This window comes from Pelagibius sp., assembly GCF_965227505.1.
In the GTDB taxonomy this organism is placed as follows: Bacteria; Pseudomonadota; Alphaproteobacteria; order Kiloniellales; family Kiloniellaceae; genus Pelagibius.
Genome location: NZ_OZ245757.1, coordinates 601591 through 618073 on the forward strand (window position 1 = coordinate 601591; position 16483 = coordinate 618073).

The following is a 16483-nucleotide window of genomic DNA, read 5'->3' on the forward strand; positions in this document are numbered from 1 at the left end:
GATTCGCGAAAGTGCTGGCCACGAACTTAGTGGGAGGCCGCGCAGAGAGACAGCCCAAATGCGGCATTCTGCAGCCCGCCGCAGCGACACGATCAACGGCGGCGGGATGAGAAGCGGCAGGACCTGCGCGCTCCCACAAAGGAAGGCGTCGGGCTGAGTACAGTCGCTGAGTACAGTCAAAGAGAGAGCAGTCAGAGACATGGCGGACCACGGTAGTGAAACCGCCGAAGTTGGGGGTCGTTGGATGAGAGTTTTTGGTACAGGAAGATCAAATGGGCCCGGCAGACGGGCCAGGCTGAAGGAGTGCTGCCTGGCGGCGGTCGCGCTGTCCTGCCTGGGATCCGGGGTCGCCGCCGCACAGGAAACCGCAGCCGGAGCAGCCAGCGCGACATTCTTCACCGCGCCGGGCTTCAGCGGATCGCCGAAGACCCTGACCCTCGCACCCGATGCTCCCTTTCAGGCAATTCCCTTTGTCGGCGACGAACTCAACGGAAAGATCGCCTCGATGAGGGTAGACGCGGGGCTTGGTGTCGTCTTCTTCCAGCGACCCTACTTCGCCAGCCGCGACGACGTTTGCGGCCCGAACCTGGGAACGCGGGAGAACCCGCAGGCCTGGTGGCTCGGCAGGACCGCAGACTTTGAGCCGCCCCGCGCCGTGGCCGGCGACCAGCCCTACGAAGCAGCTGAGATGCAGGATGACGATTACTCGTCGCTCATCGCCTTTCGCCGGGATCTCGGTCCGCCACCGGGCTTTCTGCTGCTGGAGCGGAGGAGCTACTACAACCGCGCCTGCGAGCGCTCCGATGAACAGAGCTACTTCAACCGTCTCTTCGTCCCGGTGCCCAACCCGCCGCAGCGCCAGGCCTGCATAGACCTTGCGCAGGCGGCCAACAGCCATGGCGCCGGCGCCGATGCCCCCCGTTTTGTGCGGCTGAGCGAGGCAGTCGCCCTCTTCCCCGAGAACTTCAACCCCCGCTATCAGGGAGCCGACCACCGCTTCACGGCGACCATCTTCGCCGGCCCCGGCTGCAGCGGCGCTTCCATCACCCTGACCAGCCAGCAGGACGGCCGCCCCGCCCGGCACAAGCTGAAAGACTACGACTTCGATCGGCGGGCCCAATCGGTGCTCATCCGCTACCAGCGCGGACCGCTGGACCCTTATCTTGAGGCCCCGGAGGTTGCGTCCGCAGCGCCGGCGACGGCGGCCAGCGGCGGCCTGGCGCCCAGCAGCCCGGCCGCTTCCATCCAAGCTTCTCCCGCCCCGTCACCGGGATCGCAGCCTGCGGCCCCGGCGTCTGGCGGCGGTCTGCAACCGGCGCCGCCCCAGGCGGCACAAACCCCGGCCGCTCCGGCGCAAGCAGCCCCGCGGCAGGCACAGCAGCCCCTTGCCCAGCCGCCCCTTGCCCAGCCACCCGGCAGCGGTCTGCAGCCCGCACCGCCGGGCGCCCCCAGTCAGGCACCCCAGCAGGCACCCCAGCAGACGCCCCAGCAGCCCCCGCAGCAGGCCCTCCAGCCGGTCCCGCAGCCGCAGGTCCAGCCGGCACCGGCCGTGCCGCCGGCCCCGCGTACGCCCACGACAGCACCGGAAGAGACCTTCCGCTTCCCGGTGCATCAGGTCTATCGGCTCAACTTCTGTGTCGACGGCGACCGTGGCTGCGGCGACCCGGCCGCCAATGCCTGGTGTCAGGACAAGGGCTTCAGCAGCGCGGCACGCTGGGCCCGCGAGGAAAACATCGGCGCGCTCTATCCCACTGTCTTCATCGGCAGCGGCGCAATCTGCGACAAGTTCCTCTGCGACGGTTTCGAGGAGATCACCTGCCAGCGCTGAGCCCCGCGGAACCGGGCCGGCTTGCCCAGGCTCGGCAGCCCGGACGAGGAAAACCGCAAAAGAAAGCCCCGGGCGCCTGTGCGACCGGGGCTTTCGTGCTCCAGGACCTGTCCCGTCAGCCGCTGGCCTGGCTGCTCCGCAGAACCAACAGGGACAGATAATAGGGATCCGACTTCGGTGACGGCTGGACGGCGCTGAAGTCCTCGCCAGCAGACGCGGATGCCAGCACGGGCTCCGCCTCCTCAAGAGCGGCCTCTTCAAAAACCGCCTCTTCAAGGACTGTCGGCTCAAGTACTGCCGGCTCAGCCGGTGCGACGGGCAATGGCGGTGCGGGCGGCTTGGGGGCTGCCGGCGGCAGCTCCGCCAGCAGCGAGCCTGGCTCGAAGTCCGCCCAGGCCGGCGGCTCCAGCAAGCGAGCGACCGCATCGGCGATCACAGAGAACGGTCCGTCGTCTTCCGCCGGGCCTGCCGTGCCTTGGGTGTCAGGCGAGCCTGCGCTGGTCTGCTCCGTCTCACCGGCGGTGCTGGGAACCAGCAGGGGAATGGGTTGCTCCGGAATGGCCGGCGGCTTACCGCCGCCCTTGGCGGGCTCGCTGCCATGGCCCTCAAGCGCGTCGACAATCACCGGCTTCGGTGACGGCACAATCGCCTGCGGCGGTTCGGCCGGCGCCCCTGGAGCCGGCGGCAGCCCCGCCGGAGCGGAGCCCGGCAGCGGCACGGCCATAGCCGTTGAGGCATAGGCGGCTTCGAGGTTCCGCAAGACGGTCTCGTCGACGCCCGGCTCCACCGCAGCCTCGGCCAGCACCTCAATGGCTTCATCACGCTGACCGTTCAGGGCCAGCGAAAGGCCCAGGTTGTTGCGCGCCGAGAGGTAGCGGGGATTACGCTCGAGCGCCAGGCGGTAGAGCTCCTGCGCCGCCTGGTGCTCGCCCGCCTGATCGCGAATGATTCCAAGAGCGTTGTAGGGGCGCGGATCCTCAGGATTGCTCACCATCGCCCTGTTGAACTGGATGGACGCCATGCCGACCTCGCCGGAGTCCATGTAGACCTTGCCGAGGCTGTAGAGGGCCTCCTGATGTCCAGGATGCTGGGCCAGCAGCGCCGTATAGGTCTGCGCCGCCGCATCGTCGCGGTCCAGCGTCTGCAGCAGCCCGGCGATGCGCATCATCGTTTCGGGGTTCTGCGGGTCGATCTCGTGAGCGCGCGCACAGAGGCCCAGGGCCGTCAGGTACTTGCCCTCCTCGGCCAGGCGATCGCAGTAGCGCACGAGACGCTCCGCCCTGCTGGCATCGTCCTTGCCAAACCCGGCCGGCGCGTAGGCAGGTCCGCCGTCGGTGCTCGCGCAGCCGACAACAAGGCCTGCGAGCCCGAGCACGGCAAGCATCCGCAGCATCGGGCGGCCTGTTGATCCTTGTGTCATCCCGGTTCTCCGCATCGCGGGGCAGCGTGGCCGACGGCTCCCGAAAACGGGCCGCGGGCCGGTCGCCCCTCTCCTGTTCGACCAAAAAAGAAACCAGCGACAAGTCTAGATTCAGGTGCTTAAAGGAAGGCTAAGGCATTCAAAACATTTGAGAGAACCGCTCTGACCGCGGGGCAGCAGAAGATCGGCCATTTGAAATGCTTTGTGGCAAAACTCATTCTTAATGGCTTTGTGGGACCCTAGGCTTGTTGACAAGTAGTCGATAGGACCCAAAGCAAGATGCTTTTACGCCTTATTCTCTTCACATACTTCGCCCTTTGGGGCCTCTCGAGCCTGATCGAGGCGCCCATCGCCTCCTGAGGTTCGCCGGGCTGCCCGGCGAGAGCGTGCCGGGACGACCCCAAGTGCCGCAGGAAGGGCCCAGCGCAAGCCACGTTGGCCGCAGCCGGCCGCTCGGCCTTCCAAGTCAGCCGCCGGTGGATTGCCGGCCGCTTCTGAACACCTTTATCTAAAATTCCGGCGAATATTGATCACAACTTGATCCAAGCTGTGACAAGACTGTGTTCGCGCGCCCATTCTTTACGAAATGGCGGGGGGATTTACCTTCATTTAACCTTCGTTACTTAGTCTGGCGTTTCTGCGATGCGGGAGTTGTTCCCGGTGGTGCGAACGGGAGTAGTTCATGACAATGCAAACAACGACAAAAAGGGACCGGGGTGGCGGTCGGGCAGAGATGCCCGCTGGAAAGGGCGTCGAGGGCGTTGGGCAGCGGCCCCGTATGGCCAGCAGGTCGAGCCGTCTTCATTCCTGGAAGGCCACTCTGTTTCAGAGCCTGGGGCGCGAATTGACGGCGCTCCATCGCCAGCATCAGGAGCGTGCCTTCATGGCCACCTCTCACGGTCTGGCTTACCGCAGCGACGCGGTCACCCAAGCGGGTACATTGCACTAGCCCGGCACACTAGACCGGCGCCGGCCCGCGGCCATCAGCGACGCCGCGCCGGCTACGCCAAGCGAGGACATCCCTAATCCCCCCAACCGCGGGACTCCTCATACAAAGGGCCGCCGAGAGGCGGCCCTTCGTTTCTGGGTGTCTTGGTTTCGTGGTGCGCGGCGGCCGGCGAACCACCCTTTTCCTCCACCACCGGACAGATCAACTGCAGCCGTAAGCGCCCCAGAGGGTGTATTTCAGTTCGCGGGAGACGCAGCCCCAGTAGACCTCTGAGTCGCGGTCCGCGCTTTCAAAGCTGCAGGCCGCCTCGACGATTTCCTGCATACGGCCGCAAATCTGCTGCTGCTGCCAGGGTGCCGCCGCGGCAACCCCAGAGGTGCCGGGCGCCGCATCCCCCCCGGCCTCGACAGATCCCGAAAATCCGCGGATCTGCAACCATTGCGCAAAGCCCGGACCTGCAGGGTCGGAGGCCGGACCGCTGCGGCTGCTGGCCTGCAAGGCGTAGGCGGTGACGCCACAGGCAACGATCGCCAGGGCGAGCATCAGCCGCGGGTGATCGAAACGGACCGGAAACCCGCTTTTCAGGCGTTGCAGCGTCATCTCGGTGCTGGCCATAACGTCTCGCGCTGGTTGGAGATCGACAAGAAAACAGTATGAATTGAGTAGCTTAGGAAGCCGTTAATCGCAGACCGGCGGGCCCGCAGGCTTGCAGAACGACCCCCGCAGAGTGGCGAAAACGGACCGCCGGCGGACTACAGTCCTGGTTCGAGATGACGGATGACATAGACCCGGCAGCGGGCCGTATCCTGGCCCCGCACCGCATAGACCAGATCGGGCACGGCCAGGCCTTCCGGGTCGTAGAGCGCCCAATGGCCGCCGACCACCGCCCCGTGGGTATACCCGCCCAGGCGCACGATCAGGAAACGATCGCGCTTCTGCCGAAAGCGGCCGAGGCGGCAGAGCTCGGTCAGGCCATAATCCAGGTCGAAGCGGTCGAGCCGACGATCGTCCTCAAGCAGCAGGTGGGAGCCCTGCCGCGGGTTCACCGGCCGGCGCGGCAGGGATGGTGCCGGGGGCGCCCCGCGCAGCTGCGCGCGCTCCGGGCCGACCGGCAGATGACCCTCGGCTGCAAACGCCGGATAAGCGCCGTCACAGAGAAGCACTGTGAGCAAGAAGACAAAGATCTGCCGGAGGCTGCGCATGGCCGAAGCCTAGGCGCAAAGCCTTACCGGACCGTCAAACCGTGGCCGGCGCCGGGGCAAAGACAATTGGGCAAAGGAAAACGGCCCGCCGAACCGGCGGGCCGCTCTCATGAACGCTGGAAATGCACCCTACTGCAGATAATCGTAGGTGCCGTCTTTCCACTCGTAGAACACATAGCCCGGCGCGGTCACATCGCCCTTCTCGTCGAAGCCGATGTTGCCGAGCACCGTGTCGAACTGGTTGCCGCGCAGCGACGCGATGACCGGATCGAGGTCGACCGTACCGGCCTTCTCGACAGCCTGGGCCCAGGCCTGGATGGCGCCGTAAGTGTAGAGCACATAGCCCTCCGGCTCGATGCCCTTGCCCCGGAACACCTCGACCACCGGGGCGGCCACCGGGTTCTTGCGCGGATCCGGGCTGAAGGTCATCAGGGTACCCTCGCCGGCATCGCCGGTGATCGACCAGTACTCGTCGGTCACCAGCGCGTCACCGGAAACCAGCAGCGTGTTCATGCCCTGGTCGCGCATCTGGCGCACCATCAGGCCGGCCTCGGTGTGGTAACCGCCGACATAGAGCACGTCGATGCTGTTCTGCTTCAGCTTGGACACCAGCGCCGTGTAGTCCTTCTCACCGGCGGTGTAGGCTTCGTAGAGCGCCTCGGTCACACCGGCGGAGTTCAGGTTCTTACGGGTCTCGTCGGCCAGGCCCTTACCGTACTGTGTCTTGTCATGGACGATGGCGATGTTCTTGGCGCCGAACTTCTCGGCCAGGAACGCACCGGCCACCTGGCCCTGCTGATCGTCGCGCCCGCAGACGCGGAAGACGTTGTCACCGCCCTCTTCTGTAAGAACTGGGCTTGTCGAGGCCGGAGAGATCTGCAGGATCCCCTCTTCTTCGTAGACCTGCGAAGCCGGGATCGACGAGCCGGAGCAGAAGTGCCCGGCCATGAAGACGACGCCCTTGTTGACCATCTGGTTGGCCACGGCCACCGCCTGCTTGGGATCGCAGGCGTCATCGCCCACCTCCAGGACCAGCTTCTGGCCCAGGACGCCGCCGGCCGCATTGATGTCGGCGACCGCCTGCTCCGCGCCGGCCTTCATCTGCTGGCCGAAGCTGGCGTACTGGCCGGTCATGGGTCCGGCCGTGGCGATCACGATCTCGGCGCGGGCCGCCGTGACCGTCAAAGCCGTGACCGCTGCAGCGGCCATGAGCACCGAAGTGAATTTGCGCATTTTGGAAGTACCCTCCCGTCTAGCTTGAAATCCCTGTTGTCCCAATACTCAGGCTCATTTGAGCCCTTTACTTCTGTGGCAGGCTGACGCCATTCCACAGCATTGTCATGCCATTTCGGCAGACAGCTTAGGCAGGCCTGTTGAGGCCCGCAATCTCTTTTAGTCCAACGATTTCGCGTTAACCATCTTGACGCGCGCGCCAGCCGAACGGTCCGGCACGCTCGTAGAGCCAGGGGTACTGCGCCACCATGGTGCGCGCCCGCGTCAGGCGATAGGAGAGCAAGGCTATGGCCATGATCACGGCGGTATCGATCACGTAGCCGCTGAGCAACAGCAGTTCACCGCCGAAAAGGCTGAAGATGACGAAGCGATCGGCGAGGCCGAGCAGCAGCGAATAGCCCACCACCTGCCAGGCCGGGCGCCAATGCGCACTGAGCGCCTGACCCGCGAGAAAGGCCGCGCCGCCGACCAGAACCACAGTGACGGCGATGAAGACCGGAAGGCTGGTGCCCAGGATGGGGATCATGGCACGGCCCTCCCAGATCGACGCCCGCTCAACATCCGCTCAGTGCCCTCCTTCAAGGTAAGCCGCGCGCACCTCCGGCATCGCCAGCAGCTCTTCGCCCGTGCCGCTCAAGGTGATGTTTCCGTTCACCATGACGTAGCCGCGGTCGGCGAGTTTCAGGGCGTGAAAGGCGTTCTGTTCGACCAGAAAGATGGTCATGCCTTCGCTCTGGTTGATGTCCTTCAGCACTGCGAAAATCTGCTTCACGATGAGCGGTGCCAGACCGAGCGACGGCTCGTCCAGGAGCAGCAGCCGCGGACGGCTCATCAGGGCGCGGCCGATTGCGAGCATCTGCTGTTCGCCGCCCGAGAGGGTTCCGCCGCGCTGCTGCTGACGGTTCTTGAGGATCGGGAAGAGTGTGAAGACCCGCTCCAGGTCGTCGTCGAAGTGCTGCGGCGGCGCCACGGTCGCCCCCATCTGCAGGTTTTCCATGACGGTCATGCGCGGAAAGATACGCCGCCCTTCCGGCGACTGCGCGATCCCCATGCGCACGATGTCGTGGGCCAGCTTGCGGGTGATGTTCTCACCGTCGAAATGAACCGTGCCTTGCGCAGCGCGCGGGTTGCCGAAGACCGTCATCAGCAGTGTCGACTTGCCCGCGCCGTTGGCGCCGATCAGGGTCACGATCTCGCCCTGCTGGACGTCCAGATCGACACCGCGCAACGCTTCGATGTTGCCGTAGAAGGTGTGGACGCCGGCTATGGAAAGCATTGCCATGTCAGCCGCCACCACCTTCGCTGCCGCCGCCGGGCCGCGGGCCCAGGTCGTCTGCCAGGTCGGCCGCCACCTCCGGCGGGATCTCGTCGTCTTCCTCTTCGCCCAGGTAGGCGCGGATAACGGCGGGATCGGCGCGCACATCGGCCGGCGTGCCGTCGGAGATCTTGCGACCGTAGTCCAGCACCACGATGTGATCGGAGATCTCCATCACCACGCTCATGTCGTGCTCGATCAGCAGCAGGCCGATCCTATGCTGCCGCTTGATGTAAAGCAGCAGTTCGTTGAGCTCGGCCGACTCGCGTGGGTTCAGCCCGGCCGCCGGCTCGTCGAGACAGAGCAGCGCCGGACGGCTGCACATGGCGCGGGCGATCTCGAGGCGCCGCTGCGCGCCATAGGGCAGGTCGCCTGCGTTGTCGTCGGCACGCTCCACGAGGCTGACCTGTTCGAGCCAGTAGCGTGCCCAGTCGACCGCCTCGCGCTCGGCCTTCTGGTAGCCGCCGATGCCGAACAGACCAAAGACGGTATAGCCGGAGGCGCGCATCAGCGCGTTGTGCTGGGCGACGATCAGGTTCTCCAGCACCGACATGGCCGGAAACAGCCGGATGTTCTGAAAGGTCCGGGCAACATGCGCCTGCTGGGCGATGCGGAAGTCATCCATCCGCTCGAGAAGAAACTGCCGCTCGCCATTGTCCAGGGTGAGGCGCCCGACCGTCGGCTTGTAGAAGCCGGTGAGGCAGTTGAAGAGCGTGGTCTTGCCGGCACCGTTCGGCCCGATGATCGCGGTGATCTCGGCATCGCCGGCGGCAAAGGATACGTCGTCCACGGCGACCAGGCCGCCGAAGCGCATGGTCAGATGCTCGACCGTCAGCAGCGCCCTGGCGCCGCTCGGGATGGTGAGGTCGTGGTTCGCCGTCTCTGCGGTTGCCACGGTCATGGAGAACTCTTCCCGGCTGCGGCTTTGGCTGAAGCGGCGCCGAGACGCATGGTCGGATCGCGATGCGCCAGAAGCCCGCGGGGCCGCCAGACCATGATCAGCACCATCAGTCCGCCGAAGGCCAGCATGCGGAACTGCTCCAGTTCGCGGAACAGTTCGGTCCCACCGATCAGGACAACGGCTGCAATCACAACGCCGATCTGGCTGCCCATGCCGCCCAGGACGACGATGGCCAGGATGACCGCCGACTCAACGAAGGTGAAGCTCTCGGGCGAGATGAAACCCTGGCGCGTCGCGAAAAAGGATCCGGCGAAGCCACCGAACATGGCACCGATGGCAAAGGCCGTCAGCTTGGTGTTGGTGGGATTGATACCGAGCGAGCGGCAGGCGATTTCGTCTTCGCGCAGCGCCTCCCAGGCCCGGCCCACCGGAAGCCTGCGGATCCGCATGGTGAAAAGGTTGGTGATCAGTGCCAGAGCGAGGATGAGGTAGTAAAGAAACACGATCCTGTGCATCGAAGAGAAGTCGAGGCCAAAAAACGTGTGGAAGGACTGCTCACCCTCCTGCACCCGGCGCGAGAACGGCAGACCGAAGAAGCTGGGGCGCGGAATGCCGGAGATCCCGTCGGGCCCCCGGGTGAATTCGTACCAGTTCAAGAGCACGACGCGGATGATCTCGCCGAACCCCAAAGTCACGATCGCAAGATAGTCGCCGCGTAATCTCAGCACCGGAAACCCGAGCAGAACGCCGAAGGTGGCGGCGAAGAGCCCGGCCAGAGGCAGGCAGATCCAGAACGAGAGATCGAAGTAGACCGCAATCAGGGCGTAGGAATAAGCCCCGACCGCATAGAAGGCGACATAGCCGAGGTCGAGCAGCCCGGCCAAGCCGACGACGATGTTCAGGCCCCAGCCCAGCATGATGTACATCACCACCAGCGTGGCGATGTCGACGATGTAGCGGTTCGAAAAGGGCATCCACGGTAGGGCGATGGCAAAGACCACCAGCAGCGGGCCGGCGATCTTGGCCACTCTTTGAACCTGGGCGCCGATCCGGTCCATCGCCTCTTCGCGCTCGGCCCGCCGGGCCGGGCTGCGCGTTTCGCGCCGATAGGCCAGGGCAAAGCGCCCGAGGAAGACCCCAACGACGGCAAAGACCACCCACTCCCAGCGGTACTCCAGGCCGAGGCCGCCCGGGATTGTCACCGTGCGGACACCGACGATGGAGATCGCGAGGCCGAAGGCGACCAGGGCCGCCAGACCAGCCTCTTTCAGAACAGCCTGGATGTCGACGCCGTCGGCCACCGCCGCGCGCTTTCCCGCTTCAACGGCCATGGCTTAAACCTTTTCCACTTCGGGCCGGCCAAGCAGGCCGGTCGGCCGGAAGATAAGCACCAGCACGAGGATCGAGAAGGCAGCCACGTCCTTGTATTCGATGGTGAAATAGGCCGACCAGAAAGTCTCGATGAGGCCGATCAGAAGCCCGCCGAGCATGGCGCCCGGCAGCGAGCCGATACCGCCCAGGACGGCGGCAGTAAAGGCCTTAATGCCGGCAAGAAAGCCGATGTAGAAGTCGATGACGCCGTAATAGACCAGAAAGAGGATACCGGCGACCGAGGCAAGCCCGGCGCCCGTGACGAAGGTCAGGGAGATTGTCCGGTCGACGTTGATGCCCAGGAGCGCCGCCATGGTGCGGTCCTGCTCGCAGGCACGCTGTGCGCGACCGAGTGCCGTGCGCGCGATGATCGTCGCGAAGATCGCCATCAGCGCAACGGTGACGAGGACGATCATGATCTGCACGTAGCTGAGCTGGACCACGAAGGTCTCGGTTTCCATCAGGGTGATTCCCCCCTGGATCACCGGCGGCATGGGACGCACCCGCGCGCCCTGGAGCAGCTGCACGTAGTTCTGCAGGAAGATCGACATGCCGATAGCCGAAATCAGCGGCGCCAGCCGGTGTGACCCGCGCAGCGGTCTGTAAGCGATGCGCTCGACCGTCCAGCCGTAGACCGACGTCAGCAGCATCGCAACGACGAGCACGATCAAGAGCGCCAGCGGCACCCAGGTGATCCCCACAAGCCCCAGAATGAGAAAAGCGATCAATCCGACGAAAGCGCCGATCATGAAGATGTCGCCATGGGCGAAGTTGATCATGCCGATGATCCCGTAGACCATCGTATAGCCGATCGCGATCAAGCCGTAGATCGCCCCCAGGGTGACCCCGTTGATCAGCTGCTGAACGAAGTACTCCATAACCCCTGTCCGCCGCGGCTTCCGCCCGCCCCGGCTTTTGTTTGCTCAGATCGTTTTCCGTTGGCTGAACCCACCGGCGTTCTGCTCTGCTGCAGCGACGCGCACCGGCCTGTTCCGCCCCCCTGTAACGGCTTCAGCCGCGCACCTTACGACAAATCGCAGAGCGGTCAAACGCAAAGGCGTGGCGGGGGCCGGAGGCCCTGCGGAGCGGGCCCGGGACACCCCAAGTGCGCCGGATAGCCTAGTACCCAGCCAGTCAAGCGTTCCGCGCATAGCTCTAATGCGTCGCAGCAATTTTCTTGCAACACATTCGAATCGCAATACTATTTTAACTGTGCACTGCAACAATCAGTGCTGTTTAGGGAGGTGCTCAAAAAGAAACGCCGTTTCAAAAGGAAGTTTCGAGATGACGCACCAAAGCCACGCAGAAAACCTGAATTCGCCGGCGCCGGAAGGCTGGACCGTTGACAGCATGAGCGCCGGATTCGACCACGCTTTTGACCGCGCCCGCATCGAGCGGCATATCGCTGAAGGCCGCAGACTGCAGGCCGAGGCGATGGCTGCCGCCCTGAAGGCCCTCTTTGCCCGCCTCTGGCCGGCAAAGCGCCCGGCCGCGAAAGCCGGCGCCTTAGCGCAAAGCGCACCCGGGCAGGCCGTTCAGGCCTAACCCCACCCGCTGTCGGGAACCACAGAAGAGCCGCGCCTGGGCCCTTCCGGTGCGAAGAACTGGTTGAAGGGCTGGGCCGCGGCGCTGGAGTCACAATGACGCTTGTTCGCAAGCTGTCGGCTTTTGAGGCCGATAAGCTGACGCATCATCTTTGCCGTCTTTCTCCGGAAGAGCGACGGCTGCGGTTCGGCCACGCGGTGAGTTCACAGGGCCTGGCCGATTTCGTCGAGGCTATCGACTGGTCTGAAACCTGGGCCATAGGCGCGGTCGACGGACAGGACCTGCACGGGGTTGTCGAACTGCGCCGTGCGGGTGCCTGGTGGACCGGCGCGGCCGAACTCTCAGTCTCGGTCGAGGAGCCTTATCAGAACCAGGGACTGGGCACGCGGCTGGTCGCCGAAGCGCTGCTGGTCGCGCGCAACCGCGGGATCCGCACGGTCTTTCTGCTGTGCCTGCCGGAAAACCGGCCAATCCAGCGAATCGCAAAGAAGTTCTCCGGACGGCTCACCATGGTCGACGGCGATCTGGAAGCGCGCATCCAGCCACTCCAACCGACCCCGCTGACGGTGATGATGGAACTCTTCAACGACACCCGGGGGATCGTGCAGAGCGTTCTGGAGCAGGCCGCCAAGGCGCCGGCCGGGTCAAGCGGGCGCTAGGCCAGGGTTGCGGAACGGCTGCGGGTCGGCGAAGGCCGGGCGCTCACCAACTGTCGTTTGGAGGGAAGGATGGCGACCCCTACGGGACTCGAACCCGTGTTTTCGCCGTGAAAGGGCGATGTCCTAGGCCACTAGACGAAGGGGTCGTCGGGCAGAGGATTTAGCCCCTCGCCCGCCGGATTGCAAGCCAATCTCGGCGCTGCGGCGCTTAAAGACGCGCCTGCAAAAGCGGATGCTAATAGCCCGGCGGATCGGGGGCCGGGTCGACCGCGCCCGCGCTGCCGGACTGCGCCCCACTCTCCGGCGGATTGCGCTCGGCGAGTTGCGCGGCGCCGTAGACTCTGCCGGGCCCCTCAGGGGGCAGTTCGGCAATGGGAACGGCGCCGATCTCCTTGATCAGTTTCTCCAGCATGGCGGCCGCGAAGTCTTCGTAGTTGTTGGCCGTCATCACGAAGGCGCCGGTCCCGCCGATCACCGAGGTCCGGTAGTAGGCGTCCACCGAGGAGTCTTCGTTGAGGATGGCCAGCCCGTTGATGGTGATGCCGCGCAGCACCGCCAGATCGCGCAGCTTCGACGGCTGGGCGCCCTGATTGGCCCGGCCGTCGCCGGAGATGTCGATGACCCGCCGCACGCCCTGAAACCCGTTGCGGTCGAGCGCGCGGGCCGCAAATTCGATGGCGCCGCCGATGGCGGTTCCTCCGCCGTCCAGAAACCGCGGCGTCGAATCGATGATCTCGGCGAAGCCCTGCGCCGAATCCGCTGTTGTCAGATGCTGCCAGTCGATCGCCATGTGCTGGCGGCGGTTGTCGGACCACTGGATCATCGCCACGGCGACCCCCAGTTCCCCGGTGGCGCGGATCGCCGAAGCCACAGCGGGATGACGAAAGGCGTCGGCAAAGCCGCGCATCTGGAGGTCGAACTCCTCGGCGGAGACCGAGGAGGAAGCATCGACCGCCAGCACCAGTTCCAGATCGACAGGCTGGCCACCACCGTCAGCCTGCGCCAAAGCCTCCCCCGAAGGAGAGGCGCGGCTCTCTGTGCCGGCCTGGGCCGCTGCCGGAACAGCCGCCAAAAGGGTGGCAAGCAGTCCGGCGCGCAAGGCCGCAGCGATCCTGCCTGATCTCGGGAAACCGTCGAGCCGCATCACCATGAAGCAGAGCTTAACCGCCAAAGGCGCCCGCTGTCGCGCGGAATAGCGCCGCTGACCGCAATTTGAACGCCGGCTCCCTGCGCCGTATATCGCTAATTTACCAGCAAAATCAATGGGTCAGTGGGGCAGCATCCTCAATCACGAACTGCACGGTCTCAACACCGCCCCAACGGTCGATCTGCAGGCGGCCGGCAACATGCAACGGAAGACCGGCGGTCTGCAGAAGCGCAGGCCCCAGCGCCCCGTCCATGGCGCGGAACGCGATGGCTTTCAACCGGCCGCCCCCTGCCCCGGAGAGGTAGCAACGCACGTGATTCTCGCCGACGACCGAGGCCTGCGCCACCTTCACCGACGGCAAGGCGAACCGCGGCTGGACGTTGCCGACTCCAAAGGGGGCACAGCGCTCCAGGGCGGCCAGCAATTCGAGGGTCGCCCCCTTGGGCTGCAGCGCGCCGTCGATGCCGAGCGCGGGGCGATAGGCGATTTCCGTCAGGCGCTGCGCCAGGCGTTCACCCAGAAAGGCCGCAAGATCCGCAAGGCTGTCACGCGCCACGGTCAGCCCGGCCGCCATGGGATGGCCGCCGCCGTTGACCAGCAGGCCGGCCTGGCGCGCGGCGATGACCGCGCCCCCCAGGTCGACCCCCGGAACCGAACGGCCGGACCCCTTGCCGACCGGGCCGTCCAGGGCGATCACCAGCGCCGGCCGGTTGTAGCGTTCCTTCAGGCGGCTGGCGACGATGCCGATCACACCCGCATGCCAGCCCTCCGCCGCCGCGACCACCAGCCCCTCGCCAGGTCCGGCCTCTTCAACCTGCAGGATCGCCTGATCCAGAACCCGGGCCTCGATCTCCCGGCGCTCGCTGTTGTAGCCGTCCAGTTCCGCGGCCATGACCGCCGCCGGCCCGGGCTCGTCGCAGCACAGCAAACGGGCCCCCAGGGGCGCCGCGCCGACGCGCCCGCCCGCATTCACCCGCGGGCCCAGCAGGTAGCCGGCGTGATAGGTGCCCGGCGCCTCATTGATGCGGGCGACATCGCAGAGCGCCGCGAGCCCGGCGTTGCCGCGGCGGCCCATGACCTTCAGACCCTGGGCCACCAGGGCCCGGTTGACACCGGTCAGGGGCACCACGTCGCAGACGGTCCCCAGCGCCACGAGATCGAGCCACTGGCGCAAGTCCGGCTCGGGCCGGCCGGTCTGCGCGTACCATCCCTGCGTCCGCAGGGTCCGGTTCAGCGCCACCACCAGCATGAAGGCGACGCCGACGGCGGCCAACTGTCCGTGGCCGCTGGTGTCGTCCAGACGGTTCGGGTTCACCACCGCCGCGACGGCAGGCAGCCGGGGCTCTGCGGCGTGGTGGTCGACGACCACGATGTCCAGCCCGGCGCCGGCCGCAGTCTCCAGCACTTCGAAGGCAGAGATCCCGCAGTCGACCGTGATGACGAGGTCGACCCCGGCCTCCGCGAGGCGCTTCAGCGCCGGTCCGTTCGGTCCGTAGCCTTCCGCCAGGCGGTCGGGAATATAGATTTCCAGCGGCACGCCGAGCGCGGCGAAGAAGCGGTGCAGCAGCGCCGAGGACGTCGCCCCGTCGACGTCATAATCGCCGAAAACCGCAACCTTCTCGCCATTCCGGATCGCAAGCGCCAGCCGCGCCGCCGCGCGGTCCATATCCTGAAAGGCCGAAGGATCGGGCAGATAGTCACGCAGCGTCGGTGCTAGGAAGCGTTCCGCCTCCTCGGTGCCGACGCCTCGGGCGGCAAGCACCCTTCCCACGACCTCCGGCAGGCCGAGCTGCTGAGCGAGGGCAAGGCCCAAACGGCCGCCGCCCAGGCGTTCTTCCCAACGCTTGCCGCCGAGGGAGCGCTCGACCCCGAGAAAGCAGTCCCGCCGGGCCTCGCCCGCCGACGCCGCTGCGGAGCCTGAAGGACCGGCGGCCACGACCGCTAAACGCCGAGCTCGTCGTACCAGGTCTTGCGCTGGAAATTATGGTGGGCCTCGACATAGCGCACGGTGCCCGACTTCGACCGCATGACCACGGAATGGGTCATGGCACCGCCGTGATAGCGCCGCACGCCCTTCAGCATCGACCCGTCGGTGACGCCGCTGGCCGCGAACATGACGTCCCCGCTGGCCAGATCGTCCAGGCTGTACTTCCGGTCATAGTCGGTGATGCCCCAGCGGTCGGCACGGCGCCGTTCTTCTTCATTGCGGAAGACGAGCCGGCCCTGGAACTGACCCCCGATGCAGCGCAGAGCCGCCGCAGCCAGAACACCCTCCGGCGCGCCGCCGACGCCGATGTAGATATCGACGCCGCTTTCCGGGCTGCTCGTGGCCATGACGCCGGAGACATCGCCGTCGCCGATCAGCATGATCCGCGCCCCGGCTTCGCGGACCTTGGTGATCAGATCGCTGTGCCGCGGCCGGTCCAGGATGCAGGCCACAAGGTCGGAAACTTCGACCTGCTTGGCCTTGGCAAGATTTGCCAGATTGGTGGCCGGCTCCTCGTCGAGGTCGACGAGATCATCCGGCAGCCCGCCGCCGACGGCGATCTTCGACATGTAGGTGTCCGGCGCGTTGAGGAAGTTCCCGGACTCGGCCATGGCGATCACCGCCATGGCGTTCTGCCCGCCCTTGGCGGTGATGGTGGTGCCCTCGAGAGGATCGAGGGCGATGTCGATGGAGGGCCCGCCACTGCCGACCTTCTCGCCGATGTAGAGCATCGGCGCCTCGTCGCGCTCGCCCTCGCCAATCACCACCGTGCCGTCGATGCCCAGGCTGTTGAGGGACTGGCGCATGGCGTTCACGGCCGCCTGGTCGGCGGCCTTTTCATCGCCGCGCCCCATGAGACGCGACGCTGCCAAGGCAGCCGCCTCCGTAACGCGGACGGTCTCCAGGGCCAGGTTTCGATCCATCGC

General features: G+C 65.9%; 16 protein-coding genes and 1 tRNA gene. 4 read left to right on the forward strand and 13 right to left on the reverse strand.

Annotated elements, in window-relative coordinates; genetic code table 11:
* Positions 1-244: 244 nt before the first annotated feature.
* Entirely contained in the window at positions 245-1828 is a 1584-nt protein-coding gene (locus ACO06P_RS02855) for a hypothetical protein (RefSeq protein ID WP_420348505.1), read from the forward strand.
* Between the two features lie 115 nt (positions 1829-1943).
* On the opposite strand, the gene ACO06P_RS02860 is transcribed toward ACO06P_RS02855, so the two are convergent.
* A complete protein-coding gene (locus ACO06P_RS02860; RefSeq protein ID WP_420348506.1) occupies positions 1944-3248 on the reverse strand; it encodes a tetratricopeptide repeat protein in 1305 nt (434 codons plus the stop codon).
* Positions 3249-4026: 778 nt separating this feature from the next.
* On the opposite strand from ACO06P_RS02860, the gene ACO06P_RS02865 reads away from it, so the two are divergent.
* Positions 4027-4197, forward strand: coding sequence for a hypothetical protein (locus ACO06P_RS02865; protein ID WP_420348507.1), 171 nt, complete (start codon positions 4027-4029; stop codon positions 4195-4197).
* Positions 4198-4398: 201 nt separating this feature from the next.
* Here ACO06P_RS02865 and ACO06P_RS02870 read toward each other — a convergent pair whose 3' ends face one another.
* From ACO06P_RS02870 to ACO06P_RS02905, 8 genes are all read right to left on the reverse strand, one after another.
* A complete protein-coding gene (locus tag ACO06P_RS02870; RefSeq protein ID WP_420348508.1) occupies positions 4399-4812 on the reverse strand; it encodes a hypothetical protein in 414 nt (137 codons plus the stop codon).
* A gap of 137 nt (positions 4813-4949) precedes the next feature.
* Entirely contained in the window at positions 4950-5369 is a 420-nt protein-coding gene (locus ACO06P_RS02875) for a hypothetical protein (protein WP_420348509.1), read from the reverse strand.
* A gap of 159 nt (positions 5370-5528) precedes the next feature.
* Positions 5529-6632: a branched-chain amino acid ABC transporter substrate-binding protein gene (locus ACO06P_RS02880; RefSeq protein WP_420348510.1), complete on the reverse strand. Its 1104-nt coding sequence runs from the start codon at positions 6630-6632 to the stop codon at positions 5529-5531.
* A gap of 178 nt (positions 6633-6810) precedes the next feature.
* Positions 6811-7158: a DUF6867 family protein gene (locus ACO06P_RS02885; protein ID WP_420348511.1), complete on the reverse strand. Its 348-nt coding sequence runs from the start codon at positions 7156-7158 to the stop codon at positions 6811-6813.
* Positions 7159-7197: 39 nt separating this feature from the next.
* On the reverse strand, positions 7198-7908 hold the full coding sequence (locus tag ACO06P_RS02890) for an ABC transporter ATP-binding protein (protein ID WP_420349687.1): 711 nt from the start codon (positions 7906-7908) through the stop codon (positions 7198-7200).
* 7 nt (positions 7909-7915) lie between these two features.
* The gene (locus tag ACO06P_RS02895; protein WP_420348512.1) at positions 7916-8848 is read right to left on the reverse strand and encodes an ABC transporter ATP-binding protein; all 933 of its coding nucleotides are present in this window, start codon (positions 8846-8848) and stop codon (positions 7916-7918) included.
* Positions 8845-10179 carry a high-affinity branched-chain amino acid ABC transporter permease LivM gene (gene livM, locus ACO06P_RS02900; protein ID WP_420348513.1) on the reverse strand — a complete coding sequence of 445 codons (1335 nt, stop codon included), beginning with the start codon at positions 10177-10179 and terminating at the stop codon, positions 8845-8847. Before livM ends, ACO06P_RS02895 begins: the two co-directional genes overlap by 4 nt.
* Positions 10180-10182: 3 nt before the next feature.
* Complete coding sequence (locus ACO06P_RS02905) at positions 10183-11097, reverse strand: ABC transporter permease subunit (RefSeq protein WP_299392266.1); 915 nt, start codon at positions 11095-11097, stop codon at positions 10183-10185.
* Positions 11098-11377: 280 nt separating this feature from the next.
* Between ACO06P_RS02905 and ACO06P_RS02910 the strand changes: the two genes are divergently transcribed.
* Positions 11378-11764 (forward strand): hypothetical protein, encoded by a 387-nt coding sequence (locus ACO06P_RS02910; RefSeq protein ID WP_420348514.1) that lies wholly within the window; start codon positions 11378-11380, stop codon positions 11762-11764.
* A 95-nt stretch (positions 11765-11859) separates the two neighbouring features.
* Positions 11860-12423 carry a GNAT family N-acetyltransferase gene (locus ACO06P_RS02915; protein WP_420348515.1) on the forward strand — a complete coding sequence of 188 codons (564 nt, stop codon included), beginning with the start codon at positions 11860-11862 and terminating at the stop codon, positions 12421-12423.
* 70 nt (positions 12424-12493) lie between these two features.
* Here ACO06P_RS02915 and ACO06P_RS02920 read toward each other — a convergent pair.
* From ACO06P_RS02920 to glpX, 4 genes are all read right to left on the reverse strand, one after another.
* A tRNA-Glu gene (locus ACO06P_RS02920) sits at positions 12494-12569 on the reverse strand.
* An 89-nt stretch (positions 12570-12658) separates the two neighbouring features.
* Positions 12659-13594: a DUF1194 domain-containing protein gene (locus ACO06P_RS02925; protein WP_420348516.1), complete on the reverse strand. Its 936-nt coding sequence runs from the start codon at positions 13592-13594 to the stop codon at positions 12659-12661.
* An 88-nt stretch (positions 13595-13682) separates the two neighbouring features.
* Entirely contained in the window at positions 13683-15506 is a 1824-nt protein-coding gene (gene recJ / locus ACO06P_RS02930) for a single-stranded-DNA-specific exonuclease RecJ (protein WP_420348517.1), read from the reverse strand.
* A 5-nt stretch (positions 15507-15511) separates the two neighbouring features.
* Complete coding sequence (gene glpX / locus ACO06P_RS02935) at positions 15512-16480, reverse strand: class II fructose-bisphosphatase (RefSeq protein ID WP_420349688.1); 969 nt, start codon at positions 16478-16480, stop codon at positions 15512-15514.
* Positions 16481-16483 lie beyond the last annotated feature (3 nt).